The sequence below is a fragment of the Telmatospirillum siberiense genome, assembly GCF_002845745.1.
Taxonomy (GTDB): Bacteria; Pseudomonadota; Alphaproteobacteria; order Rhodospirillales; family Magnetospirillaceae; genus Telmatospirillum; species Telmatospirillum siberiense.
In genome coordinates, this window is sequence record NZ_PIUM01000025.1 from 47025 (window position 1) to 70518 (window position 23494).

At 62.5% G+C, this 23494-nt stretch carries 26 protein-coding genes and 1 pseudogene; 22 read left to right on the top strand and 5 right to left on the bottom strand.

The window, feature by feature from the left end:
• Positions 1–14 precede the first annotated feature (14 nt).
• The 8 genes from CWS72_RS18970 to CWS72_RS19010 all read left to right on the top strand — a co-directional run bounded on the left by CWS72_RS18970 (position 15) and on the right by CWS72_RS19010 (position 7134).
• Positions 15–353, top strand: a complete 339-nt coding sequence (locus CWS72_RS18970; protein ID WP_101252212.1) for a DUF736 domain-containing protein — start codon at positions 15–17, stop codon at positions 351–353.
• Positions 354–357: 4 nt separating this feature from the next.
• Positions 358–1224 (top strand): lytic transglycosylase domain-containing protein, encoded by an 867-nt coding sequence (locus CWS72_RS18975; protein ID WP_101252213.1) that lies wholly within the window; start codon positions 358–360, stop codon positions 1222–1224.
• Positions 1225–1467: 243 nt separating this feature from the next.
• On the top strand, positions 1468–3207 hold the full coding sequence (locus CWS72_RS18980; protein WP_101252214.1) for a relaxase/mobilization nuclease domain-containing protein: 1740 nt from the start codon (positions 1468–1470) through the stop codon (positions 3205–3207).
• A gap of 261 nt (positions 3208–3468) precedes the next feature.
• Entirely contained in the window at positions 3469–4563 is a 1095-nt protein-coding gene (locus tag CWS72_RS18985) for a hypothetical protein (protein ID WP_146002810.1), read from the top strand.
• A 342-nt stretch (positions 4564–4905) separates the two neighbouring features.
• Positions 4906–5316 carry a hypothetical protein gene (locus tag CWS72_RS18995; protein ID WP_101252217.1) on the top strand — a complete coding sequence of 137 codons (411 nt, stop codon included), beginning with the start codon at positions 4906–4908 and terminating at the stop codon, positions 5314–5316.
• On the top strand, positions 5316–5921 hold the full coding sequence (locus CWS72_RS19000) for a hypothetical protein (protein ID WP_101252218.1): 606 nt from the start codon (positions 5316–5318) through the stop codon (positions 5919–5921). Before CWS72_RS18995 ends, CWS72_RS19000 begins: the two co-directional genes overlap by 1 nt.
• 456 nt (positions 5922–6377) lie before the next feature.
• Entirely contained in the window at positions 6378–6653 is a 276-nt protein-coding gene (locus CWS72_RS19005; RefSeq protein WP_101252219.1) for an HU family DNA-binding protein, read from the top strand.
• Positions 6646–7134 carry a Ros/MucR family transcriptional regulator gene (locus tag CWS72_RS19010; protein WP_101252220.1) on the top strand — a complete coding sequence of 163 codons (489 nt, stop codon included), beginning with the start codon at positions 6646–6648 and terminating at the stop codon, positions 7132–7134. Before CWS72_RS19005 ends, CWS72_RS19010 begins: the two co-directional genes overlap by 8 nt.
• Before the next feature lie 112 nt (positions 7135–7246).
• Here CWS72_RS19010 and CWS72_RS19015 read toward each other — a convergent pair whose 3' ends face one another.
• A complete protein-coding gene (locus CWS72_RS19015; protein ID WP_101252221.1) occupies positions 7247–7678 on the bottom strand; it encodes a hypothetical protein in 432 nt (143 codons plus the stop codon).
• 3 nt (positions 7679–7681) lie between these two features.
• Complete coding sequence (locus CWS72_RS19020) at positions 7682–7933, bottom strand: type II toxin-antitoxin system Phd/YefM family antitoxin (protein ID WP_101252222.1); 252 nt, start codon at positions 7931–7933, stop codon at positions 7682–7684.
• Between the two features lie 198 nt (positions 7934–8131).
• Here CWS72_RS19020 and CWS72_RS19025 point away from each other — a divergent pair, with 198 nt between their 5' ends.
• The 13 genes from CWS72_RS19025 to CWS72_RS19085 all read left to right on the top strand — a co-directional run bounded on the left by CWS72_RS19025 (position 8132) and on the right by CWS72_RS19085 (position 20379).
• Positions 8132–10120, top strand: a complete 1989-nt coding sequence (locus CWS72_RS19025; RefSeq protein ID WP_101252269.1) for a conjugal transfer protein TraG — start codon at positions 8132–8134, stop codon at positions 10118–10120.
• A gap of 7 nt (positions 10121–10127) precedes the next feature.
• A complete protein-coding gene (locus CWS72_RS19030; RefSeq protein ID WP_101252223.1) occupies positions 10128–10553 on the top strand; it encodes a CopG family transcriptional regulator in 426 nt (141 codons plus the stop codon).
• Between the two features lie 112 nt (positions 10554–10665).
• The gene (locus tag CWS72_RS19035) at positions 10666–10932 is read left to right on the top strand and encodes a hypothetical protein (protein ID WP_101252224.1); all 267 of its coding nucleotides are present in this window, start codon (positions 10666–10668) and stop codon (positions 10930–10932) included.
• A gap of 167 nt (positions 10933–11099) precedes the next feature.
• Positions 11100–12071 (top strand): P-type conjugative transfer ATPase TrbB, encoded by a 972-nt coding sequence (gene trbB / locus CWS72_RS19040; protein WP_101252225.1) that lies wholly within the window; start codon positions 11100–11102, stop codon positions 12069–12071.
• A complete protein-coding gene (locus CWS72_RS19045) occupies positions 12068–12400 on the top strand; it encodes a TrbC/VirB2 family type IV secretion system protein (protein WP_101252226.1) in 333 nt (110 codons plus the stop codon). The genes trbB and CWS72_RS19045 overlap by 4 nt, the downstream gene beginning before the upstream one ends.
• Positions 12400–12663 carry a VirB3 family type IV secretion system protein gene (locus tag CWS72_RS19050; protein WP_101252227.1) on the top strand — a complete coding sequence of 88 codons (264 nt, stop codon included), beginning with the start codon at positions 12400–12402 and terminating at the stop codon, positions 12661–12663. The genes CWS72_RS19045 and CWS72_RS19050 overlap by 1 nt, the downstream gene beginning before the upstream one ends.
• Before the next feature lie 3 nt (positions 12664–12666).
• Positions 12667–15087 (top strand): conjugal transfer protein TrbE, encoded by a 2421-nt coding sequence (gene trbE / locus CWS72_RS19055; RefSeq protein WP_101252228.1) that lies wholly within the window; start codon positions 12667–12669, stop codon positions 15085–15087.
• Positions 15084–15869, top strand: coding sequence for a P-type conjugative transfer protein TrbJ (gene trbJ / locus CWS72_RS19060; protein WP_101252229.1), 786 nt, complete (start codon positions 15084–15086; stop codon positions 15867–15869). The genes trbE and trbJ overlap by 4 nt, the downstream gene beginning before the upstream one ends.
• Before the next feature lie 7 nt (positions 15870–15876).
• Positions 15877–17232: a P-type conjugative transfer protein TrbL gene (trbL, locus tag CWS72_RS19065; RefSeq protein ID WP_101252230.1), complete on the top strand. Its 1356-nt coding sequence runs from the start codon at positions 15877–15879 to the stop codon at positions 17230–17232.
• 2 nt (positions 17233–17234) lie between these two features.
• Complete coding sequence (gene trbF / locus CWS72_RS19070) at positions 17235–17918, top strand: conjugal transfer protein TrbF (RefSeq protein WP_101252231.1); 684 nt, start codon at positions 17235–17237, stop codon at positions 17916–17918.
• Positions 17915–18910, top strand: coding sequence for a P-type conjugative transfer protein TrbG (trbG, locus tag CWS72_RS19075; RefSeq protein WP_101252232.1), 996 nt, complete (start codon positions 17915–17917; stop codon positions 18908–18910). Before trbF ends, trbG begins: the two co-directional genes overlap by 4 nt.
• Positions 18911–19023: 113 nt before the next feature.
• Positions 19024–20112 carry a TraB/TrbI/VirB10 family type IV secretion system protein gene (locus CWS72_RS19080; RefSeq protein ID WP_476718211.1) on the top strand — a complete coding sequence of 363 codons (1089 nt, stop codon included), beginning with the start codon at positions 19024–19026 and terminating at the stop codon, positions 20110–20112.
• A gap of 3 nt (positions 20113–20115) precedes the next feature.
• A complete protein-coding gene (locus CWS72_RS19085; RefSeq protein ID WP_101252234.1) occupies positions 20116–20379 on the top strand; it encodes a DUF2274 domain-containing protein in 264 nt (87 codons plus the stop codon).
• On the opposite strand, the gene CWS72_RS19090 is transcribed toward CWS72_RS19085, so the two are convergent.
• From CWS72_RS19090 to CWS72_RS19095, 3 genes and pseudogenes are all read right to left on the bottom strand, one after another.
• Positions 20337–20990: a LysR family substrate-binding domain-containing protein gene (locus CWS72_RS19090; protein ID WP_241911809.1), complete on the bottom strand. Its 654-nt coding sequence runs from the start codon at positions 20988–20990 to the stop codon at positions 20337–20339. The genes CWS72_RS19085 and CWS72_RS19090 overlap by 43 nt on opposite strands.
• A 90-nt stretch (positions 20991–21080) precedes the next feature.
• Positions 21081–21257, bottom strand: a pseudogene (locus tag CWS72_RS28835) (helix-turn-helix domain-containing protein); the annotation flags it as partial.
• 337 nt (positions 21258–21594) lie between these two features.
• Entirely contained in the window at positions 21595–22377 is a 783-nt protein-coding gene (locus CWS72_RS19095; protein WP_146002811.1) for a siderophore-interacting protein, read from the bottom strand.
• A 151-nt stretch (positions 22378–22528) separates the two neighbouring features.
• On the opposite strand from CWS72_RS19095, the gene CWS72_RS19100 reads away from it, so the two are divergent.
• Entirely contained in the window at positions 22529–23431 is a 903-nt protein-coding gene (locus tag CWS72_RS19100; RefSeq protein ID WP_101252237.1) for a LysR family transcriptional regulator, read from the top strand.
• Positions 23432–23494: the final 63 nt, after the last annotated feature.

A 23494-nucleotide genomic window follows, 5' to 3' on the forward strand; every position in this document is an offset into this window, starting at 1 on the left:
CAAGGAGGCACCTCATGGCCCATATTGGCACCTTCACCCGCACCACCGACGGTTACAGCGGCCATCTGCGGACGCTTACCCTCGACCTCGAACTGACGCTGGTTCCCGCCGAGCATGCCGACGCGGAAAACGCGCCCGACTATCGCATCCATCTCGGCGCCGATGCCGATGGACCGGAGGTCGGCGCTGGCTGGAAACGCACCGGCGAGCGGGCCGGCGATTACGTCGCCCTGCTGATCGACGACCCCACCTTGACGCAGCCCTTGCGCGCCAACCTGTTCCAGTCCGACACCAAGGGCAAGGCCTTCGCCCTGCTGTGGAACCGCCCGGCCAAGCGCGAAGAAAAGCGGTGACGCGATGGCCGCGATCTTCTCCTCCATTCCTTTGTTCGATCGAAAGCCGCGCCATTCCTTCGTCCCGACCGACATTTGTTCGGCCGTCGCGCGCAGCGGCGGTCCAGGGCGGCCTCCAGGCCGGCGCGATAGCGCTTTACCCTGGACGGCCGCGAGCACGATGGCAGTCTTGGCGGACATCGGGCGAACGGCTTCTTTTGCTGTTGCGATCCTGTCGGCCTTCCTGTTGTCCAGCGGCAGAGTCATGGCGCAATCGATGCCCGTGATCATCGTCCCCGAGCGTGCGTCGGCTGCCGATCCGTTCGCGGATTTCGTCGCCGAGGCTGCGCAGCGCTTCGTCATTCCGGCAACGTGGATTCGCGCAGTCATGACAGTCGAAAGCGCCAGCAATCCGCACGCCCTGTCGCCCAAAGGCGCCATGGGACTGATGCAGATCATGCAGGTCACCTGGGCAACCTGGCGCGACCGGCTCGCGCTCGGCAATGATCCGTTCAATCCGCACGCCAACATTCTGGCCGGCACGGCTTATCTGCGCGAGATGCACGACCGCTACGGGTCGTCGGGTTTTCTGGCGGCCTACAATGCCGGTCCGGCCCGCTACGAAGAGCATCTGGCGACCGGCCGACCGCTACCCGCCGAGACGCGAACTTATGTCGCGATGTTGGCGCCGATGATCGGTGACAGGCAGGTCGCTGGCGTCACCAGTCCCGCCGACACAGTCCTCAAGCCGCGCGCCTGGGCCACCGCGCCGCTGTTCATCATGCGGGCCGAAAGCGCAGAACCGGCTCCGCCGATGAATGATGCTTCGGCTATGCCCCCCCGATCGGAGGGGCTGTTCGTCCGCTTTGCTGACATGGGGCGACGGCCATGACCGGCGACGCAGTCCGGCGAATCCCAGCGAAGACCGGCGAAGAGAACGCGATATTTCGGGGAAGGCGGGAGTCAACGACAGCACGAGGGCAAGATAAAAGGGCGCAATGTGCGCCTCGGTCGGGGGATTGGTTTTATTGGATTTTATCTCTGTTTCAGCAATGTGCGCCGCCCAAGTGCGACGTGCGCGTAATAGTCAACGTATTGTTCGGATTGCGATTTTCACACATTGCGGAGATGGGCAATGGCCGAGGACGATGACTTCCAAGTTCGGCCCGGCCGCATCCGCTCGTCCAAGAGCCAACGGGCCAAGCCCTTCATCGCCCAGGTTCTCGCCGCCACCCAGCGGGCTGGCGGCAGCGTCTCGCGCAACGGCGTGATCGGCCGCCGCCACGCCTCGCATTTCGGACGTGGTCGCGTCGCCAGTGTCCGGGCCAACCGCCTTCTGACCAGCCGCTCGCGTCTGGTCACCGTCATGGCCCGGGTGCTTCGACACACGGCGCGGTCCGCGCCGCTCACCGCCCATCTCGGTTATCTGCGCCGCGAGGGCGTCACCCGGGACGGGGAGAAGGCCCGGTTGTTCGGCCCGGAGACCGAGAACGCCGACCCCAAGGCGTTTGCCGAGCGCTGCCGGGACGACCGCCATCATTTCCGCTTCATCGTCTCGCCCGAGGACGCGGGCGATCTCGCCGACCTCAAGGGCTATGCCCGCGACCTGGTGGCGCAGATGGAAAAGGATCTTGGTACCCGGCTCGATTGGGTCGCCGTCGATCACTGGAACACCCGGCATCCGCATGTCCATATCATCCTGCGCGGCGTCGCCGACGATGGCCGCGATCTCGTCATCGCCCGCGATTACATCAAAGACGGTTTGAGGGCGCGCGCCCAGGACCTGGTTACCCAGGAACTCGGACCACGCACCGACCTCGATATCCGCCATGCGCTGGAGCGGCAGGTCGATGGCGACCATTGGACCCAACTCGACCGCCAGCTTGTCCGGGATGCCGATCGGCATGGCGTCATCGATCTGGCGTCGGTCCCAGGTCAACAGCCCGATGAATTCCACGCGCTGAAGGTTGGGCGCCTGCGTAGGCTCGAAACCCTTGGCCTCGCTCACCAGGTCGGCGCCGGGCAATGGGTGATGGACGAGACGGCCGAAAACACCCTGCGCGAACTCGGCGAGCGGAGCGACATTATCAAGCGCATCCATCGCGGTTTGACCGAGCGGGGCATCCAGCGCGGCCCCGCCAACTATGTGCTGGCTGGTGAGAGCCTCGATGATCCGATCATCGGCCGGCTGGTCGATCGCGGTCTCGACGACGAACTGAAGGGCACCGCTTATGCCGTGGTCGATGGCACCGACGGCCGCACCCATCACATCCGACTGCCCGATCTCGACGCCGCCGGCGACAGCACGCCGGGCTCGATCGTCGAGTTGCGCAAGTTCGATGACGCGCGGGGCCGCCGTCGGGTGGCCCTGGCCGTCCGTTCCGACCTTTCCATCGAGGCCCAGGTGATGGCGACCGGCGCCACCTGGCTCGACCGTCAGGCCATCGCCCGTGGGCCGATGACACTGGGTGAGACCGGCTTCGGCGCCGAGGTCAAGGATGCCATGGAACGGCGGGCCGAACATCTGATCGAGCGGGGCCTCGCCGAGCGGCAGGCCCGCGGCATCGTCTATGCCCGCAACCTGATCGGTACCCTGCGCCACCAGGAGGTGGAGGCGATGGGACAGAAACTGGCCGACGAGACGGGGCTGTCGTTCCAGTCCGCAGGCACCGGCGACTATGTGGCCGGGACCTATCGCCAGCGCTTCCTGCTCGCCTCCGGCCGCTTCGCCATGATCGATGATGGGCTTGGCTTCCAGCTCGTGCCCTGGTCGCCGTCGCTGGAGAAGCAGCTCGGACGCCATGTCTCGGGCGTCATGCGGGACGATGGCGGCATCAACTGGGGCTTCGGGCGGAAGCGAGGACTGGGGTTATGAGGGCCGCCTTCGCCAGAGAGATGAACTTGGCCGCGCCTAGACTCTACGGCAGCATTGCGCCCAAGTTGGGCATTCTGGGGATCGGGGCCGATTCCAGATAACGGACCTTCCCCGGTTTCACCGGGTCGTCGTGGTTGGGCCATAACCCGCCCTTCCCTGGCGCCGGCAAAGTCGTGCCTGACTATAGAACTGGCGAGCGCTATCCTCAGTGCTCTCAGAACGCCCCTCGAGGGCGGCGCCGCACAAGGAAGACTCGGCACAATGGCAGCTATCACATCATCCTGGTCGTGGATCGATCCGTTCGTCCAGAATTCGGTGGAATTGAAGAATCCTCACGCAGCCACGCTTAAGGGCAGGGTGGGCGAACTCGTCGAAGTGCTGGATGCGGTGAAACACTTCGGTTCCGCCAACAACGTGTCACAGAGCACGGTCTTGGCGCTTCACGACCCGTTGGTCCAGCCGCCTTTGAAGTTTTCGCTAGGCAGCAACATGCCGTTGATGTCGTTTCATCCCCAGCGGCTAAAGACCCTGCTGATCGGTCCCGACATTTCCGCCAGCGAGTTCTGTAAGTTCTTACCGCAACCGGGCAAGGAGGGGAAAGCTGTCTGGGGCGGGATTGATCCAATGACCTTTCCCAGCGAGCAAGCCAAGGGCGCCGTCACGGAGGCCATGTTCCGCATGCTTTGCACGGCCCTGCGAATTCTGGCCATTCCAATTAAGTACCGCGGGGACAACGGGATCGACTCGTTCAGCATCGTTCCGATCAAAGGGAAGATCTTTTTTGCTTCTGTAGACTGCAAGCAGAAAGAGACTTGGCAACCACTGAACCTCCATAGGCCAGAAGGGACGTATGAACGGCTAGCAAGTTTCCTTGATCGCGGCATGCATGCCAACATGCCCTCCGATTTTGCGCTGCTAATCGAATTCTCTGCCCTGTGCCTCTGGAGCTTGGCTGAGGACAAGATTCCCGAGGGTTCGTTTCCCGCTGCGTTTTTCGGCGGTTTCGCGGTTCCGAAAACCGGCCCGAGATCCGGGATGAACCTTAAGCTGCTGCGACGAGCAAATGCAGGTAAGAACGGCGTAAAGGACCGCCCCATCAACGACGAGGTCATGGTCAGATTCCCCCTGACGCGAGCCATCAACGCGCTCAAGATCCTGCTGATTATCCTTGCCAACCTGGAGTGGGATCTGGAAACGAAAGGCATTAACAGGATGAATGAAATTTACAACATGACATGCGGAGACATCAAATCGGCGACTTATTTCCAATGGACGCGCTTTCTCCATGAAGTGAGGCACGGAAACGCCGTTCGGTACTTTCTTAATAAGCACAGGCGAAGCTCCTTCAGATTGTAGCCACTGGGGCCGACCAATCTGAGGGCAGCTTCGGCTCAGGCATTGCCGAGGCCATGCTCGTCGGCAGCGTCCGGTTTCCCCGTCGGACAGGAGACATCCGAAAACGGCCCAATCAGGTCAGCTTCGCGCCCATCATCGCCGTTCCTGACGGACTCGGAACTTCTAAATAGCAGTCGTTCGTTTATGAACGGGCGATAATGTGTAATAGTTTGGTAACTGCTCGACATGATCGCGACCTGGCTCAGTAAGCTCGCCGGTGCAATGCGGGAGAATTGAGTCTTGATGGTTCTCAATATCGTGCCGGAGGCATTCCCATCGGGTTGACCTACACGAGATACCGCCATGCAAGGCTACGACGAACATTCGATAGAAGAATACGAACCGAGCCGACGCGATCTGGAGGACCAGATTGGCCGAAACGAGGCGTACATTCATGAGTTGGAGCTGGTACACGATCACCTTCGGTCGATCGCAATGTATTGGTACTTCGCGGCGAACCTGAGCATGATCGTTGCTATAGGTCTCGGCTTCCTACTATTCGCTCAAGGTCGTGCGTTCGACTGGCTAGTGCCCACGACTACAGTGGGGCAGACGATTGTGACGGCTCTTCTTTCGCTGATAATCTGCGCCGCCGTATCTAGTTTCTTTAAGTTCGTCTCCTTGCGCCGGCTCGCAGCTGAGGCGACCGAGGTTGCCGAAGCCAATCGCGCGGTGGTTCACGGCGCCATCAGGCTCTTCGAAGAGATTGTCTGATGCCGCCTATCAGGTCGAAGATCGACGATCTCGTCAACGTGGCGAACCGCGCCGAAAAGGCCCTCAAGACGATCTCGCGCTCATCCACCAACGCAACCAAACTCTCTACGGGAGCAATCTATGGCTGCCTTGGCTTCTTGATCGGCTCAGGAACGACGTTCGTTGGTCTCGCGGTGGTCTCGTCGCTCATCTACGCGCCATTTCTCGTGCCTGTTGTGGGGATCTGCGGACTGCTTGTCGGCGTGCTCGCAGGTCGCGACAGCATCGACCGCGCCAACGAGCGCGCGGCTGATCTTGTCGATCAGGTCTGGACGCTTCGTGATTGGGAGGTCGATGGCCTTGCCAGACAGATCAAGGATGCGCGGCGAACCAACTCACCCAGGCTCTCGCTCCTCGAGCAGAAGCGGACGTTTTTAGAGCTGGCCCCCCCTGAACGGCTGATGGACTATTATGGTCTGATCGACCGAAAGCTCGCGGCAAAGGAGCGAGATCATCCTCTCCTTGGACCCGGCGAAACCGAGATACGCTTGGCGTGGGACCCGGCTTCGCGACAGGTCGAAAGTCGACGTCAGATCGACGTCGAAGACGGAGCGGGGTCTAGCTGACCCGAGCGCGACTGGATGCGCCCGGAGATGCGAGCCAATCCAGTTGTGGTCGGCTCTAAGACCCATGTTACCCTGAGAACGATCCGCCCCCCCGCAGTCAAAACTGGGAATAGCGGATTGCGTCCCGAATATCGCCCTATGTACTTGTTCGCCGCTGGCGGCGACCTCTGCCGTGGCCTCACCTTATCCGGCGAGAAAAAATCCTCCAAAGTAATGGCTGTTTATCGACGTTTCATGCCGGAAGCGAACTGTCTGTTTCCGGCCCGATTCTGTCGTACCAGAGCGGGGGCCCGAACTGCCGCTCCTGGCCTGGACCTGTCGAGTATACAGAACAAACGGTTGCAGACCGGCAGGCATTCCAATCTCAACGATAGAGCGAATCTCTGTGGCGCGGGCATTGACCCGGCGGACCGGTCGTGCCATCCGTAACGGCGATCTACATCAGGAGAACTTGCCATGAACAAGACCGACCTCGTTGCCAAGGTGGCGGAGCTTGCCAGCCTGTCCAAGGCGGATGCCGACAAGGTGACCGACGCAATATTCACCGCCATTACCGGCGCGTTGAAAGACGGAGGCGACGTCCGGCTCATCGGCTTCGGGGCCTTCTCGGTGGCGGCCCGCGCCGCACGGGACGGCAAGAATCCGCGGACCGGCGAAAAAATCTCCATCCCCGCCAGCAAAGCGCCACGGTTCGTCGCCGGCAAGGCCTTAAAGGACGCCGTGAATGGCTGAAGACCTGACGGCGCTCACCGCCGAGCTGGTGGCCGCCTATCTTAGAGGAAATATCGTCGCCGTGAGCGACGTCCCCATCCTGATCGAGTCGACTTATACCGCTCTTGTCAACACGACGGTTCAGGAACCACTGCCGACCGAGCACCAAACACCCGCCGTGCCGATGAAAAAATCGGTAACACCGGACGCCATCATCTGTCTCGACTGCGGCAAGCGTCAGAAGATGCTGAAGCGCCATCTTCATACGGCGCACAATCTGTCCGTCGAAGACTATCGGAGCAAATGGTCGTTACCTGCCGACTACCCGATGGTGGCTCACGACTATGCCGCGCGGCGGTCGCAATTGGCGATTACCTTCGGCCTTGGCCGGAAGAAACCCGACGAGACGGCTGCCATGTCCGAAGAGGTGAAGGCAAAGACCTCCGCTCCCTCGCGCGACTACAAATATCCATCCTCGCGGTGGTCGAAGCCGTCCGACTGACACTCCCGATGGGTTGATAAAGCCGCTGTTGGCGTCCGTATCTCCGAGTGAGGTGAAAGATGCCGCAGCCTCTCAAGCCCAAGGACTTCCGGTCGAAATCAACCGAGGCTCATCATTCTCTCGGCGTGAGGCGCAGGCGCTTCTCGCGTTGATGGGCGGCAACGCCCCTCTTGAGGGCGGCGAAGATCTCCACCGGCAGGAAGCCCCAGGCGAAGACCTCCGGCTTGTCCCGCGTGATCGGCCGCAGGTCGTAGCCCGGCCAGACGAAGCGGTTAAGCTCGCTGGTGACGATCCAGGATGGCGCATCGTCCAACCCCAGGCGACGCTTGGCAGCAGCGGGCAGTTCCGCGGCGTTCGGCTCGTCGGGCCGGGAATGGGTAATCGGGGCGACATAAACCCTGGTATCGCCGTCCGCGTCGGTCGTCGCGACGACGATGGCGCAGGGACGAGCCTTGCGCCCTTCTTCCGCTCCGGCTCGGTGCTGGTCATGCCAGAGATAGGAATAGGAGATGACGAGGCCCGGCGCAGGCTCCGGCAGGGCCATGTTTTACTTGTCGAGGCTGTAGCGATGCTCGGACGGAATCTCGGACGCCTCGATCAACGCCAGTTCGGCGTCGGTCAGATCTGCCGATGAAATGGCGTCGCGTTGGGCTTGCTTCATTTCGTGAAAGGTCTTGGCCGAAACGATATAGACGGTTTCCCGGCCATATTTGGTGACCCGGACCGGCTCGCTCAGCGCCTGATCATGATAGGCGCCGAAATTCTTCTGTACCTCAGATGACGAAGCCGTGTTGGACATCAGGCTCTCCCTTCCACATCTTCCGTAAAATACGGAATATACAACATAGATTCAAGCCCCCTGCCGGCGAGGCCGTCACCACATCCGGCAAGTATTTTTACGCACCAATGCGCCCGTCTTCCCCGAGGGCCCCAAGGGCCTTGATCACTCTCTCCATACACCCCCTTGAATGATCTGTTGTCGAAGATGGAGGTTTCCATGTCCGCCACCAAGATTCTCTGGGGGCAGGTGATCGTCGTCCTGCTGATCGTGTTAATCACCATGTGGGGAGCGACCGAGTGGGCGGCCTGGCGGTTGGGATTTCAGCCGCAACTCGGGACACACTGGTTCATCCTGTTCGGATTCCCTGTCTATCCGCCACCGATCTTCTTCTGGTGGTGGTTCGCCTACGACGCCTACGCGCCCGACATCTTCGCCGAAGGGGGCATGATTGCCGCGTCCGGCGGCATCCTGTCCGTAGTGGTCGCCATCGCCATGTCGGTGTGGCGGGCGCGCGAGGTGCGGAATGCCGAGACCTATGGCTCGGCCCGCTGGGCGACACCGAAGGAGATCCGGGCCGCCGGCCTGCTCGGTCCCGACGGTGTGATGCTGGGACGACTTCGGCGGGATTATTTGCGCCATGACGGACCGGAGCACGTGCTGTGCTTTGCGCCCACCCGCTCCGGCAAGGGCGTCGGCCTGGTGGTGCCGACGCTGCTGACCTGGCCGGGTTCGGCCATCGTCCACGACATCAAGGGCGAGAACTGGCAGATCACCGCCGGCTTCCGGGCGCGGTTCGGTCAGGTGCTGCTGTTCGATCCGACCAATCCGAATTCCTCCACCTACAATCCGCTGCTGGAGGTCCGCCGTGGCGAATGGGAAGTCCGTGATGTCCAGAACGTCGCCGACGTGCTGGTCGATCCCGAAGGCTCGCTCGAACGGCGGAATCATTGGGAGAAGACCAGTCATTCCCTGTTGGTCGGCGCCATCCTGCATGTCCTCTACGCCGAAGAGAATAAAACGCTGGCCGGTGTAGCCGCCTTCCTCTCCGATCCCAAGCGGCCGATCGAGTCCACCCTGAAGGCGATGATGACCACGCGCCATCTCGGTGAGGCCGGCGTTCACCCCGTCGTCGCCTCGGCCGCCCGCGAGCTGCTCAACAAGTCCGACAACGAACGCTCAGGCGTGCTGTCCACCGCCATGTCTTTCCTCGGCCTCTACCGCGATCCGGTGGTGGCAAAGGTCACCAGTCGCTGCGACTGGCGGATCGCCGATCTGGTCGAAGGTCGGGAACCGGTCACCCTCTACCTGGTGGTGCCGCCCTCCGACATCAGCCGCACCAAGCCGCTGATCCGCCTGGTGCTCAATCAGATTGGTCGCCGGCTGACCGAGGACCTGCAGGCGCAAAAGCATCGCCACCGCATGCTTTTGATGCTGGATGAGTTTCCGGCGCTTGGACGTCTCGACTTCTTCGAATCGGCGCTGGCCTTCATGGCCGGTTACGGTCTGAAGGCTTTCCTGATCGCTCAGTCGCTGAACCAGATCGAAAAAGCCTACGGTCCCAACAATTCGATCCTCGACAACTGCCACGTCCGGGTTTCGTTTGCGACGAATGACGAGCGCACCGCCAAGCGGGTATCCGACGCACTCGGTACCGCCACCGAAATGCGGGCGATGAAGAACTATGCCGGCAGCCGCCTGTCGCCCTGGCTCGGCCATCTGATGGTCAGCCGCCAGGAAACGGCCCGGCCGTTGCTGACCCCCGGTGAAATGATGCAACTTCCGCCCGCCGATGAGATCGTCATGGTGTCGGGCATCCACCCGGTGCGGGCCAAGAAGGCGCGCTACTACGAGGACGACCGTCTTCGGGAACGCGTACTTCCGCCGCCCACGCGCACTCGGTCGGATGGGCCACGCGCCGATGATTGGAGCGCCCGACCGCTGCCGCCACGCCCGGGGATCGCCGACCCACCGCTGGCGGAAGGCGCGAAGGACGACGAGGACCCGACCGGGTCCGAGCCCCGCCTGCAGCCGGAGCTGAACCAAACCAAAACCGTCGAGAAGAAGGAACCGCTCGACAACGAGTTCATGCCCGATGCTGACGATAGCGGGCAGGATGACGCGGCGCGTCTCAGCCGGGCGAACGAGATCATGCGGGGAACCGCCCGCCAGGTTTCCCTTGATCCCGCCGACGATATGGGCTTGTGAGGTTCCGATGACCGCACCGAAGAAGAAAGCCAAGATATCGGTCTATCTCGATCCCGAGATCATGCGGACCCTGGCCGCCTACGCCGCCCGGCGCGGACAACCGCAGTCGCTGATCGCCGAAGCGGCCATCGCGTCGTTCCTGTCGCCGGACGCCGACGAGCAGCGCGAAGCCGCCATCGCCAAGCGCCTCGACCAAACCGACCGCCGACTGCTGCGTCTCGAACGCGACGTCGGCATTGCCGTCGAGACATTGGCGCTGTTCATCCGCTTTTGGTTGACCACCAATCCCCCGTTGCCGGAGCCCGCCGCGCAGGCGGCACGGGCGAAAGCCGGCGAGCGCTACGATGCCTTCGTCACCGCACTGGGGCGACGGCTGGCCGACGGACCGAAACTGCGGCAGGAAATCCCGCAGGACGTGGAGCCGGAGACATGAAGGCGGTTGCGCCACTCGGGAGCCTTATCGTACCGTTGCCCGCGCAAAGGATATGGCGCGATTGAGCCTGACTGGACACCCGGCGGGTATCAGAGCAACGAGGGAGAGGACGATGCAGGAACGCGAACCCAATCTGGTGACCTCGGGATTGTCCGGTCCGGTCACCAAGGACGGCGTGACGGTCGACGTGCATATCGTGCGCCTGGAAAATGAGACGGACTGGTCCCTCGAAGTCGTTAACGAGGCGGGAACGTCCATCGTCTGGGATAATCTCTTTTCCAGCGATGATGCCGCGCTTGTTGAATTTCGCCGCACAGTGGCCGAAGAAGGAATGCGCGCCTTCCTCGATAACGGGAACGTGCTTCCGTTCCGCCGCTGACGGAAATCCTCTTCCCTGCCGATCGTACCCTGTCAGTATTTTTATCCCCCTCCACGCCCATCCCCTACGGCCTCTAAAAGCTTGTTGCAGCAGGGCAATTCCTGCTTCTTCTAATTATCCCCATCGCCGATCCCAAGAGTGTGGATCGGCCGTAAACGGGGATAATCATGGCGGTCGCCGCTCTCCAGTCTGAGTCTTTCCACCGCAGTGCGCGCATGTTGCGCACGGCGCTGGGACCAGCCATCGCCGCCTTCCTGGAAGATCCCGCCATCGTCGAGGTGATGCTCAATCCCGATGGCAAGTTGTGGGTGGACCGGCTGTCGGGTGGTCTGGAGGATACCGGCGCCACCCTGTCGCCGGCCGACGGCGAGCGCATCGTGCGTCTGGTGGCCCACCATGTCGGCGCCGAGGTGCATGCCGGGTCTCCGCGCGTCTCCGCCGAACTCCCCGAGACCGGCGAGCGGTTCGAGGGCTTGCTGCCGCCCGTGGTGACGTCGCCCTGCTTCGCCATCCGTAAACCGGCGGTCGCCGTGTTCGCTTTGGACGACTACGTCGCCGCCGGCATCATGAGCGCCGCACAGGCGGTACTGCTACGCCAGGCCGTCGCCGACCGCCGCAACATCCTGGTCGCCGGCGGCACCTCGACCGGCAAGACCACCCTGACCAACGCTCTGCTGGCCGAAGTCGCCAAGACGTCGGACCGCGTGGTGCTGATCGAGGACACCCGCGAGCTGCAATGCCTGACTCCAAACCTGGTGGCCTTGCGCACCAAGGATGGGGTCGCCACGCTCTCCGATCTGGTCCGTTCCTCACTTCGCTTGCGGCCCGACCGCATCCCCATCGGCGAGGTACGGGGATCGGAAGCGCTCGACCTGCTCAAAGCCTGGAGCACCGGCCATCCCGGCGGCATCGGCACCATCCATGCCGGCTCCGCCATCGGCGCGTTGCGCCGCCTGGAACAGCTCATCCAGGAAGCAGTGGTCACCGTGCCCAAAGCGCTGATCGCCGAGACCATCAATGTCATCGCCGTACTGGCTGGCCGAGGGCGGCAGCGTCACCTCGCCGAACTGGCCGTCGTCGCCGGCCTTGATCCCCAGACCACCGATTATCGCGTCACCCCCGCAGGAGAACAGCCATGATCCGGCTCGCCCTTCGTGTCCGCCGTCACCTTGAAACGGTATCCGCTATTACTTTCGTCACCCTGGCTCTGGCCCCGTCGGCTTATGCGTCGGGTTCGTCGATGCCCTGGGAAACACCGCTCCAGCAGATCCTGGACTCGGTGCAGGGACCGGTGGCGAAGATCATCTCCGTCATCATCATCACCGTCACCGGTTTGACCCTGGCTTTCGGCGACACCTCGGGCGGCTTCCGCCGGCTGATCCAGATCGTCTTCGGCCTTTCCATCGCCTTCGCGGCGTCGAGCTTCTTCCTCTCGTTCTTCTCGTTCAGCGGCGGAGCGCTGGTGTGATGGACGATCCCGTCCCCGGCTTCTCGGTTCCGGTCCACCGGGCCCTGACCGAGCCGATCCTGATGGGCGGCGCACCACGCACCGTGGCCATCGCCAACGGCACCCTGGCCGCCGCCATCGCCCTCGGTCTGCGCCTGTGGATTCCCGGCCTGGTGCTGTGGGTGGTTGGCCATGGCACCGCCGTCTGGGCGGCCAAACACGACGCTCAGTTCGTCGAGGTGGTCCGCCGACATCTCCGCTATCCAGCCTATTTGCGAGCGTGAGCGATGCTGAACCTCGCCGAATATCGCGGCCATCCCGCCGGCCTCGCCGACTTCCTGCCCTGGGCGGCCCTGGTGGCGCCGGGCGTGGTGCTCAACAAGGACGGCAGTTTCCAGCGGACGGCGCGATTCCGCGGTCCCGACCTCGATTCCGCCACCCCGGCGGAACTGGTCGGCGTCACCGCCCGGCTCAACAATGCTTTGCGCCGCCTGGGATCCGGTTGGGCGCTGTTCGTCGAGGCCGATCGGCTGCCGGCCACCGATTACCCGGAGAGCAAATTCCCCGATCCGGCCTCGGCCCTCGTGGATCTGGAACGCCAGGATGGCTTCGAGCAGGCCGGCGTCCATTTCGACAGCCACTATTTCCTGACCTTCCTCTGGCTGCCGCCGGCCGAGGACGTGAGTCGGGCGGAAAGCTGGCTCTATGAGGGGAAGGTGAAGACCGGCGTCGATCCGCACGAACTGTTGCGCGGCTTCATCGATCGCACCGACCGCGTTCTGCAACTGGTCGAGGGTTTCGTGCCCGAGGTGGCCTGGCTGGATGATGGTGAGACGCTCACCTACCTGCATTCGACCGTCTCCACCAAGCGCCAGCGGGTCCGGGTCCCCGAGATCCCGATGTATCTCGACACTCTGCTGGCCGATCAGCCGCTCACCGGCGGGCTGGAGCCGAGGCTCGGCAACGTCCATTTGCGCACCCTGTCAGTGGTCGGCTTCCCCACCGCCACCCATCCCGGCATCCTCGACGAACTCAACCGACTGGCCTTCCCCTACCGCTGGTCCACCCGCGCACTCCTGATCGACAAGACCGAGGCGGTGAAGCTCTTGAGCAAGATCCGCCGCCAGTGGTTCGCCAAGCGGAAGTCGATCACCTCCATCGTCAAGGAGGTGATGACCAACGAGGCCTCGGTGCTGGTCGATTCCGATGCCGCCAACAAGGCGGCCGACGCCGACGCGGCTCTGCAGGAACTGGGCGCCGACGACGTCGGCGAGGCCTACCTCACCGCCACTGTCACCGTCTGGGACGACGATCCCGGACTGGCGGCCGAGAAACTGCGCTTGGTCGAGAAGGTGATCCAGGGCCGCGACTTCACCTGCATGGCGGAAGGACTGAACGCGGTGGAGTCCTGGCTCGGCTCGCTTCCCGGCCATGTCTACGCCAACGTCCGCCAGCCGCCGGTCAGCACCTTGAACCTGGCGCACATGATTCCGCTCTCCGCCGTCTGGGCCGGGCCGGAACGGGATGCGCATCTCGATGCCCCGCCGCTGTTCTTCGCCAAGACCGAAGGCTCGACGCCGTTCCGCTTCTGCATTCACGTCGGCGACGTCGGCCACATCCTGATCGTCGGTCCAACTGGCGCCGGCAAGTCGGTGTTGCTCGCCCTGATGGCCCTGCAGTTCCGGCGCTATCTGCGAAGCCAAGTGTTCGCCTTCGATTTCGGCGGCTCGATCCGCGCCGCGGCGCTGGCCATGGGCGGTGACTGGCACGACCTGGGAGGTGGTGGCACGGTCTCCCTGCAGCCGCTCGCCCGCATCGACGATCCGGCCGAGCGGGCCTGGGCGGCGGGATGGGTGGCGGCGATCCTGGCCCGGGAAGGGGTGATGGCGGATGCCGCCGTCAAGGAGCATCTGTGGTCGGCGCTGGAGTCCCTGGCCTCGTCGCCGGTCAATGAGCGGACCATCACCGGCCTCGCCGTGCTGCTGCAATCCGCCGCCCTGAAGCAGGCCCTCCAGCCCTATTGTATCGGCGGCGCCTATGGCCGGCTGCTCGACGCCGAGACCGAGCGCCTCGGCGAGGCCGATGTTCAAGCCTTCGAGACGGAAGGACTGATCGGTTCCGACGCCGCTCCCGCCGTGCTCACCTACCTTTTTCATCGTATCGAAGGCCGCCTGGATGGTCGCCCTACCCTGCTGATCATCGATGAAGGCTGGCTGGTTCTCGACGATCCGGCTTTCGCCCAGCAACTCCGCGAATGGCTGAAGACGCTCCGCAAGAAGAACGCGAGCGTCGTCTTTGCCACCCAGTCGCTCTCCGACATCGCCAACAGCCCCATCGCTCCGGCCATCGTCGAAAGTTGCCCGACCCGCGTCTTCCTACCCAACGAACGCGCCATCGAGCCGCAGATCACCGCCATCTATCGCGGTTTCGGGCTCAACGACCGCCAGATCGAGATCGTCGCCCGGGCCACCCCCAAACGCGACTACTACGTCCAATCCCGGCGCGGTAACCGCCTGTTCGAACTTGGCCTGGGGCCGGTGGCGCTGGCGTTCTGCGCCGCGTCGGCCAAGGCCGACCATGCCGCCATGGAACGCGTCCTCGCAGAAACCGGCCGCGAGAACTTTGCCGCCGCCTGGCTGCGCGAGCGCCGCCTCGATTGGGCGGCCGATCTCATCCCCGACCTGACCAACCTGGAGGCGTCGCCATGAAACGCACCATGTCGGGCTGCCGCCCGTGCCCGCTCGGGGCCTTCAGGCCCCGAACCCCGGTGATTATTTCTGTCGTCGCGATGCTGGTGGCATCGCCTGTGGCGCTGCCACCAGCCGCCCTGGCGCAATGGGCGGTATTCGACGCCGCCAACTTTTCCCAGAATGTGCTGACTGCGGCCCGCGAGCTGCAGCAGATCAACAACGAGATCCAGAGCCTCACCAATGAGGCGCAGATGCTGGTCAACCAGGCCAAGAATCTGGAAAGTCTGCCAACTTCGACGCTGTCCCAACTCGAATCCTCGGTCCAGCGGACGCAAGGACTGATCGCTCAGGCCCAGAACATCGCCTACGACGTCCAGCAGGTCGAAACCGCCTTCTCCGGCTCCTACGGTTCGGCATCCTTGTCATCCTCCAACGCCACCTTGGTCGCCAACGCCCAGAGCCGCTGGCAAACCTCGGTCGGCGCCTTCGAAGATTCCTTGAAGACCCAGGCCGGGGTCGTCGGCAACATCGATTCCAACACCAACGCGATGTCCACGCTGGTCACATCCAGCCAGTCATCCGCCGGAGCCCTGCAAGCTGCTCAAGCCGGCAACCAGATCCTTGCCCTCCAATCCCAGCAGCTTTCCGACCTCACCGCCCTGCTGGCGGCCAAGGCCCGTGCCGATGCCCTGGAGCAGGCCCGCAACGCCAGCACAGAATCGCAAGGCCAAGTGCAGTACCAGCAGTTCTCCACCCGCAGCGGTTACGTCCCCCATGACGTGACGATGTTTGGCGAGTGAGGGAGTCATGAATAACGTCGGGGTCATTGACACCTTCCTCAACACCTTCACCACCTATATCGACAGCGGCTTCGGTCTCTTGAAGGGCGAAATCACCTTCCTCTCCTCGACGCTGATCGTCATCGATATCACGCTCGCCGGCCTGTTCTGGGCCTGGGGCTCCGACGAGGACGTCATTCAGCGGCTGGTCAAGAAGACGCTCTATATCGGCTTTTTCGCTTATCTCATCGGCAACTTCAACGGCCTCGCCAAGATCCTGTTCAACAGCTTTGCCGGTCTCGGCCTGCTGGCTGGCGGCTCATCGATCACGACCGCTGAATTCCTCCGCCCCGGCCGGCTGGCTCAGGTTGGACTGGACGCAGGCCAGCCGCTGTTGGACGCCGCCGCCCAACTGGTCGGGCCGGTCGCTATCTTCACCAATGCGATCCAGATCGCCGTGCTGATGGTCTCCTGGCTGATCGTGCTGATCGCCTTTTTCATCCTCGCCGTCCAGCTCTTCATCACTCTGATCGAGTTCAAGCTGACCACGCTGGCCGGTTTCGTGTTGATCCCCTTCGCCCTCTTCAACAAGACCGCCTTCCTGGCCGAAAAGGTCTTGGGCAACATCGTCGCCTCCGGCATCAAAGTCATGGTGCTGGCGGTGATTGTCGGTATCGGCACCGGGCTGTTCTCGCAGTTCACCACTGGCTATGGCGCCAACCAACCGACCATCGAACAGGCCCTGTCCGTGGTTCTCGCCGCGCTCGCTCTGCTGGGGTTAGGCATCTTCGGTCCCGGCATCGCCACCGGGCTAGTCTCCGGGGCACCGCAACTCGGGGCTGGGGCCGCCGTTGGGACAGGTCTCGCCGTTGCCGGCGTCGCTCTCGGCGCGGGTGCCGCTGTGGCCGGAGGCGGGGCTGCCCTGATCGGGGCCGGCCGCGCGACCGCGGCGGCAGCCGGGGGAACCGCGCAGATGGCGGGTGCCGCCTCGACATCTTATGGCCTGGCTTCGACTGGCCAATCTGGTATGGCGGGTGTCGCCTCCGGTCTGGCCGGCGTCGGCAAGGCCGCTGGAAATGCCGCCGCCGCGCCGATCAAGCGTGCCGCCGCCGGTACTGCCAGCAGCCTGAAGGACCGTTTCCAGGCCGGATCCCGCGCTGCCTTTACCACCACAGGCGGCAGTTCGACCCACGGCACCACCGCGGGGGCCACGACAGGAAATACCGCGTCCGCCGCTGGCGGCGGATCCTCGGCCCCGGACTGGGCCAAACGCATGCGGCGCGGCCAGTCCATGGGTCATGGCGTATCCGTCGTCGCCCATGCCGTCCGCTCGGGCGACAGCGGTGGTGGCGGTCACTCCGTCGATCTTTCCGAAAGGGGTTAGTGATGTTCAAACGATCCTCGGCCCGCTACGGCCGCACCCCCGAACCCGAGACCCCGTACCAGAAAGCCGCCCAGGTCTGGGACGAGCGCATCGGCTCGGCCCGGGTCCAGGCGAAGAATTGGCGGCTGATGGCGTTCGGGTCTCTGATCCTCTCCGCTGGTTTGGCCGGCGGACTGATCTGGCAGTCGGCGCGTGGCACCGTGGTTCCCTGGGTGGTGCAGGTCGACAAGCTGGGCGAAGCCCAGGCCGTCGCGCCCGCCCAGGCCGACTACCAGCCGTCCGATCCGCAGATCGCCTGGTATCTCGCCCGCTTCATCGAGGACGTACGGAGCATCTCTGCCGATCCGATCATCGTTCGCCAGAACTGGCTCCGCGCTTACGACTTCACCAACACCGCCGGTGCGGCGGCGCTCAACGACTACGCCCGCGCCGATGACCCGTTCGCCAAGGTCGGCCGCCAGCAAATCGCCGTCGACGTCTCCAGCGTCATCCGCGCCTCGCCCACCAGCTTCCGCGTTGCTTGGGTGCAGCGCCGCTACCAGGACGGCGCACTCGCCGAGACCGCACGGTGGTCAGCGATTCTCTCTGTGCTGGTCCAGGTACCCCATGACGCCGACCGGCTGCGGAAGAACCCGCTCGGTGTTTACGTCTCTGCCATCAACTGGTCGAAGGAGCTGGGACAATGAACCCTTTCCGTAAAACCTTGCTTCCGGCTTTGCTGCTGTCCGCCCTGACTCTGGCCGGTTGCGCGACGAAGGTACCGCCGCCGGAAATCCAGTACGACAACGCGGCTCCGGCGACGAAGACCGCCGACCCACCGGCCCCGGTCACCGTGGTTCCGGTCCCCGAGCCTCTGCCACTGCCCGGCCAACTGAAACCCATCGTCGAAGCGAAGGCGCCGAAAGAACCGGCCAACCCCACCGTGCGGGTCAGCCAAGCCAACGCCGCCGCCCGCATGCAGCCGGTCCGCGACGGCTTCATCAATGCGGTCCAGGTCTATCCCTATTCCGCCGGTGCTCTCTATCAGGTCTACACCGCCCCCGGCGAGGTGACTGACGTTATGCTCCAGGAGGGCGAGCAACTGGTCGGCTCCGGCCCGGTCGCCAGCGGCGATACGGCCCGCTGGATTATCGGCGACACCGAAAGCGGAACGGGAACGACCAAAAAGATCCACATCCTGGTTAAGCCGACCCGGCCCAGCTTGCAGACCAATCTGGTGATCAACACCGACCGGCGGACCTACCTGATGGAACTGCGTTCGACGGCCAGGACCTACATGGCCTCGGTCTCCTGGCAATACCCTGAAGACCAGCTCATTGCCCTGCATCGCCAGAACAAAGACGCCGAGGTGGCTGCCCCGATTGCCTCCGGCATTGACATCGCGGCACTGAATTTCCGCTACGCCATCGATGGCGACAACGCACCCTGGAAGCCCCTGCGGGCCTTCGACGATGGATCGAAGGTCTATATCGAGTTCCCGTCGGGCATCCGCCAGGGCGAGATGCCGCCGCTGTTCGTCGTCGGCCCGGCCGGTGGCTCGGAACTGGTCAATTACCGGATCCGCCGCAACTACATGATCGTCGACCGACTGTTCCCCGCCGCCGAGTTGCGCATGGGCGATGAGGATAGCGCGCGACGTATCCGCATAACCCGCACCGACGGAAAGCCGAAATCATGACCGGAGAAGAAAACACAGCGCCACAGGAAGCGCCTGTACCACCGACCGCCGAACCGAATCTGCGTTTGCAGGCCGAACGTCCGCGTGTGACTCGACTATCGCGCAAAGTGTTGATGACTCTCGGCGGGATCTCCGCCCTGGCCATCGCCGCCGCGCTGGGATATGGCCTGCAAAGCCACAAAAACTCCGCATCGCCGGAGGAACTGCTGGGAACCCAGAGCCGCCCGGCGGCCGAAGGCCTGGCCGGGTTGCCGCAGGATTACACCGGCATGCCCAAATCGGGCTCGCCGCCAGCACTCGGCCCGGCACTGCCGGGCGACCTCGGCAAGCCGATCCTCAATGCCCAGAACCAGGGCAAGCCGGTAACGGTGCCAACACAAGGTCCCAACCAAGCCGAACAACGTCTCGCCCAGGAAACCGAGGCCGCCCGCATCAGCCGGCTGTTCGCCCAGACCGGACGACAGGCGGAGAGCGCGGTCCAGTCACCACAAACCACCAGCACCACGGCGACCACGCCGGGAACTACGCCCCCCATCGATGCCGGCGCCGCCCAGAATATGCAGGACCGCAAAACGGCCTTCATGACTGGCACCGTCGATCGGCGCACCCTCGCCCCCGACCGTCTGACAGCCCCAGCATCACCTTTTATTATACAAGCCGGCACCGTGATCCCGGCGGCGCTGATCACCGGTATCCGCTCAGATCTGCCGGGCCAGATCACCGCCCAGGTCACCGAAACCATCTATGACAGCCCGACAGGAAGGTTCCTGCTGATCCCTCAAGGGGCGCGATTGATCGGCCAGTACGACAGCTCGGTAGCGTTCGGCCAGTCCCGCGTGCTGCTGGTGTGGACGCGCCTCATCATGCCCAACGGCAAATCAATAGTGCTGGAGCGCCAGCCCGGTGCTGACACCGAGGGCTATGCTGGGCTTGAAGACGACGTCGATTACCATTGGGGCTCGCTGTTCAAAGGAGCCTTGCTCTCGACCCTGTTAAGCGTCGGCGCCGAGTCGGGATCCTCCAGCCAGGATGACGCCATCATTCGCGCTCTGCGCCAAGGCGCCTCCAACAGCATCAGCCAGACCGGCCAGCAGATCATCCAGCGCCAACTCAATATCCAGCCGACGCTGACCATCCGCCCCGGCTTCCCGGTGCGGGTCCTCGTAACCCGCGACTTGATACTCGAGTCATATGGAGGTTGACCTATGGCCAAATTGAAACTGGCGAATATTCTGGACGACAAACCGATCAAGGTGACGATCGAACTACCGGCGACGGTATTCCACGACTTGGCCTCTTACGCCGAAGTGCTCGGCCGAACCACAGGCCAAGCGGTGTCTGATCCAGCGAAGCTCATCGTGCCGATGGTGCAGCGTTTCATGGTAACAGATCGGGTTTTCGCGAAATTGCGCAGGATAGTGGCTCCTCAGGTATCGGCAGGGGCGGACGGATCGGCCAAATCCGGATAACGTTCCCGGAGCATGGCGAGGAACGAGGCCAAGGTTGGATTGCTGTTGGCCAGTCGCCAGCAAGCTATGAAATTGATGCGTGTCGGACGGCTCTCTTCATGAACCACCCGATAGGTTACACCGGTGAAGGCGGCGCCGGTCGCCCCTTCTCCGACCAACGTAGCACCCAGTCCTATTCCGACGAGGCCCAGGAGACGGTCGAGAGCGACATCGTGACGCGTAATCCACAAACCATCCTGATATCCGAGTTTGGTCACGAGGAGGTGCTCAAATTCTGGCCCAGGTTCACGTTGATTAAAGAGAAAATGCGCCTCCCGTAGATCACTCCACTGTACCAGGGGCTGCGCGGCAAGGGGATGCCGGTCGGGCAGTGCGACAACGACGCGTTCACTCCACAGCGGAAGCGTCTGGTCATTCCAGGCGGCGCCTTCAGTGGTCAGAATCACGGTATCAATGATGCCAGCGGCAAGATCTGACAGCAGGTGACGTCGCGGACCATCCACAAGGTGGATTTCAACATCCGGAAAACGTCGGTGATGATCGGCCAGAGTGGCATGCAAATTTCCCGCGGAAAGGGCGGTATACAAACCGATGGAAAGATCTCCACCCATTCCCCTCCGCCTCAGTTTCAGTCTGCTAAAAGTTCGGTCTGCGTCATCAATTATGCATTGAGCGGCCCTGATAAGTTCTTGCCCCGCAGGCGTGAGAAAGGTGCCGGCCTGGGTGCGTTCGAACAAATCTATGCCCACTCGATATTCGAGATCCTGAAGGCATCGGCTAAGCGTCGATTGGCGAATATTGAGAATAGCGGCCGCTTGCCTAAGGCTACGGCATTGCGATGCCACTATCGCCCATCTAAGTTCGCGAAGCTCAAACATTGCGAAACCGCCATTGAAGCAATGTTGTCCCCAAATGTTCGATGCCTTGCCTTCGGATGGGGACGCCTTAACGTCAGAGACGTTCAGCGAGCCCCGCTATAGGCAGCGGCAGCCCCTACCCTTGCTGCAGGGTCGATCTGGGAAGAGCAGGTGCCATGCCCTTGGTTTGCGGCATTGTCACATTCACCGATCCCGCCATCGGTTGCCGTCTGCGTCGAAGTGCATGCACCCAAAACAGCCAGAAGAACCAAGACACAAGCAGTAGTCATAAAATGATTGCTCTGCATGATTGACCTCTATTGTCGAATTTTATAACGAATTTTCATCATGTTAATGGCTAATCTCGATAATCTGATCGCCCGATGGACCAATATCCTTTGGCATCGATACTGTCTGAGCTGATCAGACAGGCCGCGTAATCTTTCATGAGGCGGACGGATCGAGCCTCGCCGGCCAGAAAAACCTGTCCGTCGCCAGAAGGAAAAAGCTTGCTGCACACGGCATCGACCAGCAGTTCGCCTGGTGACGCGCTCTGTTCCGAGCGAATCAGCCATTGGATTCGGGTACCGTGCGGAGCGGTAAGGGACTGCCGATCCGCCGGAGTTGGCACTTCAATGAAGACGAGAGGTTGGTCCGTTGGAGGCAGGGCTTCGAGGATGGATGCGATGGCCGACAAGGCAGTTTCGTCACCTGCAAAGAGTCGCCATTCGGCCACCGGTCGCAACAAATGACTCAATCTGGGGCCCGCGATCTCCGCCTCATCCCCAGCAGCTGCGCTGGCGGCCCATGCCGACACCGGGCCGGGATTTTCATGCAGAGTAAAATCGATGGTGAGGGTGTGGGTTTCTGGTTCCCATCGCCGCACAGTATATGCTCGTCCGATGGAACGACTGCCGCCGTCAGCCGGAACGAAAACCTTGACCCACTGTGCTGGCCCCCCTTTTGCAAAAATCTCCAGGGCGTTTCCAACAAAAGTGAGCCGTCGTATATGTGGCGTGATCGACGTCGCCGAAAATACGGCGACCTTAATGCTTGTCCTTCCCTGACTCTTGTCTAAAGTCGATTTCAGCGTCGCCTTTGATACGAATTCCATTCTCACCACCAGCATTTGATTGCTCAAATCATTTCGGTGCCAGGACCGAAACCGACTGCTTCCAATTTCCAATTCAGACTACGAGGAGGGTGCACGATCAGAAATGACGATGAATCAAATGAATAATTTCGTATTATGAAATCCATCAATCCCCATAGCGACGAAAGGCGTATGCAAGATGACGATCCCGGACCTCAACCTGCTGATCGCCTTCGATGTTCTGATCGAAGAATGCAGTGTTGCGCGCGCCGCCGAGCGGATGGGGATAAGCTCCCCTTCGATGAGCCGGACATTGGCTCGCATCCGGGAAACGGTGGGTGATCCTGTTCTCGTTCGCGCCGGCCGGCAACTCGTCCCCACGGAACGGGCCCTGGCTCTTCGTCAAAGAGTCCACGACGCCGTCGAGCAGGCCTCCAGCGTCTTGCGTCCGGAGGGCCCTTTGAATCTCTCGACGCTGGACCGCCGTTTCACCATTCGGGCCGGCGAAGGGGTCATTGGCGCATTGGCCGCCGGACTGACGGCGAGGATTGCGGCCAAGGCACCAAAAGTCGTCCTTCGTTTCGCCCCCGAAGGCGAAAAAGATGACGACGCTCTGCGCGAAGGGCGCGTCGACCTCGATATTGCCGCCTTGCGAGAAATGGGCCCTGAAATTCGGGTGCAAACGATCTTTCGTGACCATGTCGTCGGCATCGTTCGCTCTGGGCACCCCATTCTCGCGGACACCATCACGCCGGAAAGCTTTGTTCAGTTCGGCCAGATCGGCGTTTCGCGACGCGGCCGGACGACGGGTCCCATTGACCGGGCTCTCCAAACCCTGGGCTTGACGCGACGAATTGCACTGATCGTTCCCTCCTTTCAATCGGCCCTGTTCGCTTTGCCGACGTCCGACCTCATCGGACTCGTTCCTAAGCATGTTTTGCGTGGAGTCGTCGATCTCGGCATGAACCTGAAGACCTTTGAGCTGCCATTGCCCCTAGAAACGGTGGTCATTGCCCAGGCGTGGCATCCTCGTCTGGATAGCGATTCCGCCCATCGCTTTCTTCGTGAAAGCGTGCGCTCCATTTGCGCCGAGTTACGTTGATTTCATTTTTTGAAATGATTTATTCGAATCGCCGTCATTTCTGAACGGTTACGCGACCTGTCA

Coding starts and splice junctions, on each gene's coding strand:
- CWS72_RS18970 (WP_101252212.1), top strand. CDS start 15: ATGGCCCATATTGGCACCTTCACCCGCACCACCGACGGTTACAGCGGC.
- CWS72_RS18975 (WP_101252213.1), top strand. CDS start 358: ATGGCCGCGATCTTCTCCTCCATTCCTTTGTTCGATCGAAAGCCGCGC.
- CWS72_RS18980 (WP_101252214.1), top strand. CDS start 1,468: ATGGCCGAGGACGATGACTTCCAAGTTCGGCCCGGCCGCATCCGCTCG.
- CWS72_RS18985 (WP_146002810.1), top strand. CDS start 3,469: ATGGCAGCTATCACATCATCCTGGTCGTGGATCGATCCGTTCGTCCAG.
- CWS72_RS18995 (WP_101252217.1), top strand. CDS start 4,906: ATGCAAGGCTACGACGAACATTCGATAGAAGAATACGAACCGAGCCGA.
- CWS72_RS19000 (WP_101252218.1), top strand. CDS start 5,316: ATGCCGCCTATCAGGTCGAAGATCGACGATCTCGTCAACGTGGCGAAC.
- CWS72_RS19005 (WP_101252219.1), top strand. CDS start 6,378: ATGAACAAGACCGACCTCGTTGCCAAGGTGGCGGAGCTTGCCAGCCTG.
- CWS72_RS19010 (WP_101252220.1), top strand. CDS start 6,646: ATGGCTGAAGACCTGACGGCGCTCACCGCCGAGCTGGTGGCCGCCTAT.
- CWS72_RS19015 (WP_101252221.1), bottom strand. CDS start 7,678: ATGGCCCTGCCGGAGCCTGCGCCGGGCCTCGTCATCTCCTATTCCTAT.
- CWS72_RS19020 (WP_101252222.1), bottom strand. CDS start 7,933: ATGTCCAACACGGCTTCGTCATCTGAGGTACAGAAGAATTTCGGCGCC.
- CWS72_RS19025 (WP_101252269.1), top strand. CDS start 8,132: ATGTCCGCCACCAAGATTCTCTGGGGGCAGGTGATCGTCGTCCTGCTG.
- CWS72_RS19030 (WP_101252223.1), top strand. CDS start 10,128: ATGACCGCACCGAAGAAGAAAGCCAAGATATCGGTCTATCTCGATCCC.
- CWS72_RS19035 (WP_101252224.1), top strand. CDS start 10,666: ATGCAGGAACGCGAACCCAATCTGGTGACCTCGGGATTGTCCGGTCCG.
- trbB (WP_101252225.1), top strand. CDS start 11,100: ATGGCGGTCGCCGCTCTCCAGTCTGAGTCTTTCCACCGCAGTGCGCGC.
- CWS72_RS19045 (WP_101252226.1), top strand. CDS start 12,068: ATGATCCGGCTCGCCCTTCGTGTCCGCCGTCACCTTGAAACGGTATCC.
- CWS72_RS19050 (WP_101252227.1), top strand. CDS start 12,400: ATGGACGATCCCGTCCCCGGCTTCTCGGTTCCGGTCCACCGGGCCCTG.
- trbE (WP_101252228.1), top strand. CDS start 12,667: ATGCTGAACCTCGCCGAATATCGCGGCCATCCCGCCGGCCTCGCCGAC.
- trbJ (WP_101252229.1), top strand. CDS start 15,084: ATGAAACGCACCATGTCGGGCTGCCGCCCGTGCCCGCTCGGGGCCTTC.
- trbL (WP_101252230.1), top strand. CDS start 15,877: ATGAATAACGTCGGGGTCATTGACACCTTCCTCAACACCTTCACCACC.
- trbF (WP_101252231.1), top strand. CDS start 17,235: ATGTTCAAACGATCCTCGGCCCGCTACGGCCGCACCCCCGAACCCGAG.
- trbG (WP_101252232.1), top strand. CDS start 17,915: ATGAACCCTTTCCGTAAAACCTTGCTTCCGGCTTTGCTGCTGTCCGCC.
- CWS72_RS19080 (WP_476718211.1), top strand. CDS start 19,024: ATGACTCTCGGCGGGATCTCCGCCCTGGCCATCGCCGCCGCGCTGGGA.
- CWS72_RS19085 (WP_101252234.1), top strand. CDS start 20,116: ATGGCCAAATTGAAACTGGCGAATATTCTGGACGACAAACCGATCAAG.
- CWS72_RS19090 (WP_241911809.1), bottom strand. CDS start 20,990: ATGGGTGGAGATCTTTCCATCGGTTTGTATACCGCCCTTTCCGCGGGA.
- CWS72_RS19100 (WP_101252237.1), top strand. CDS start 22,529: ATGACGATCCCGGACCTCAACCTGCTGATCGCCTTCGATGTTCTGATC.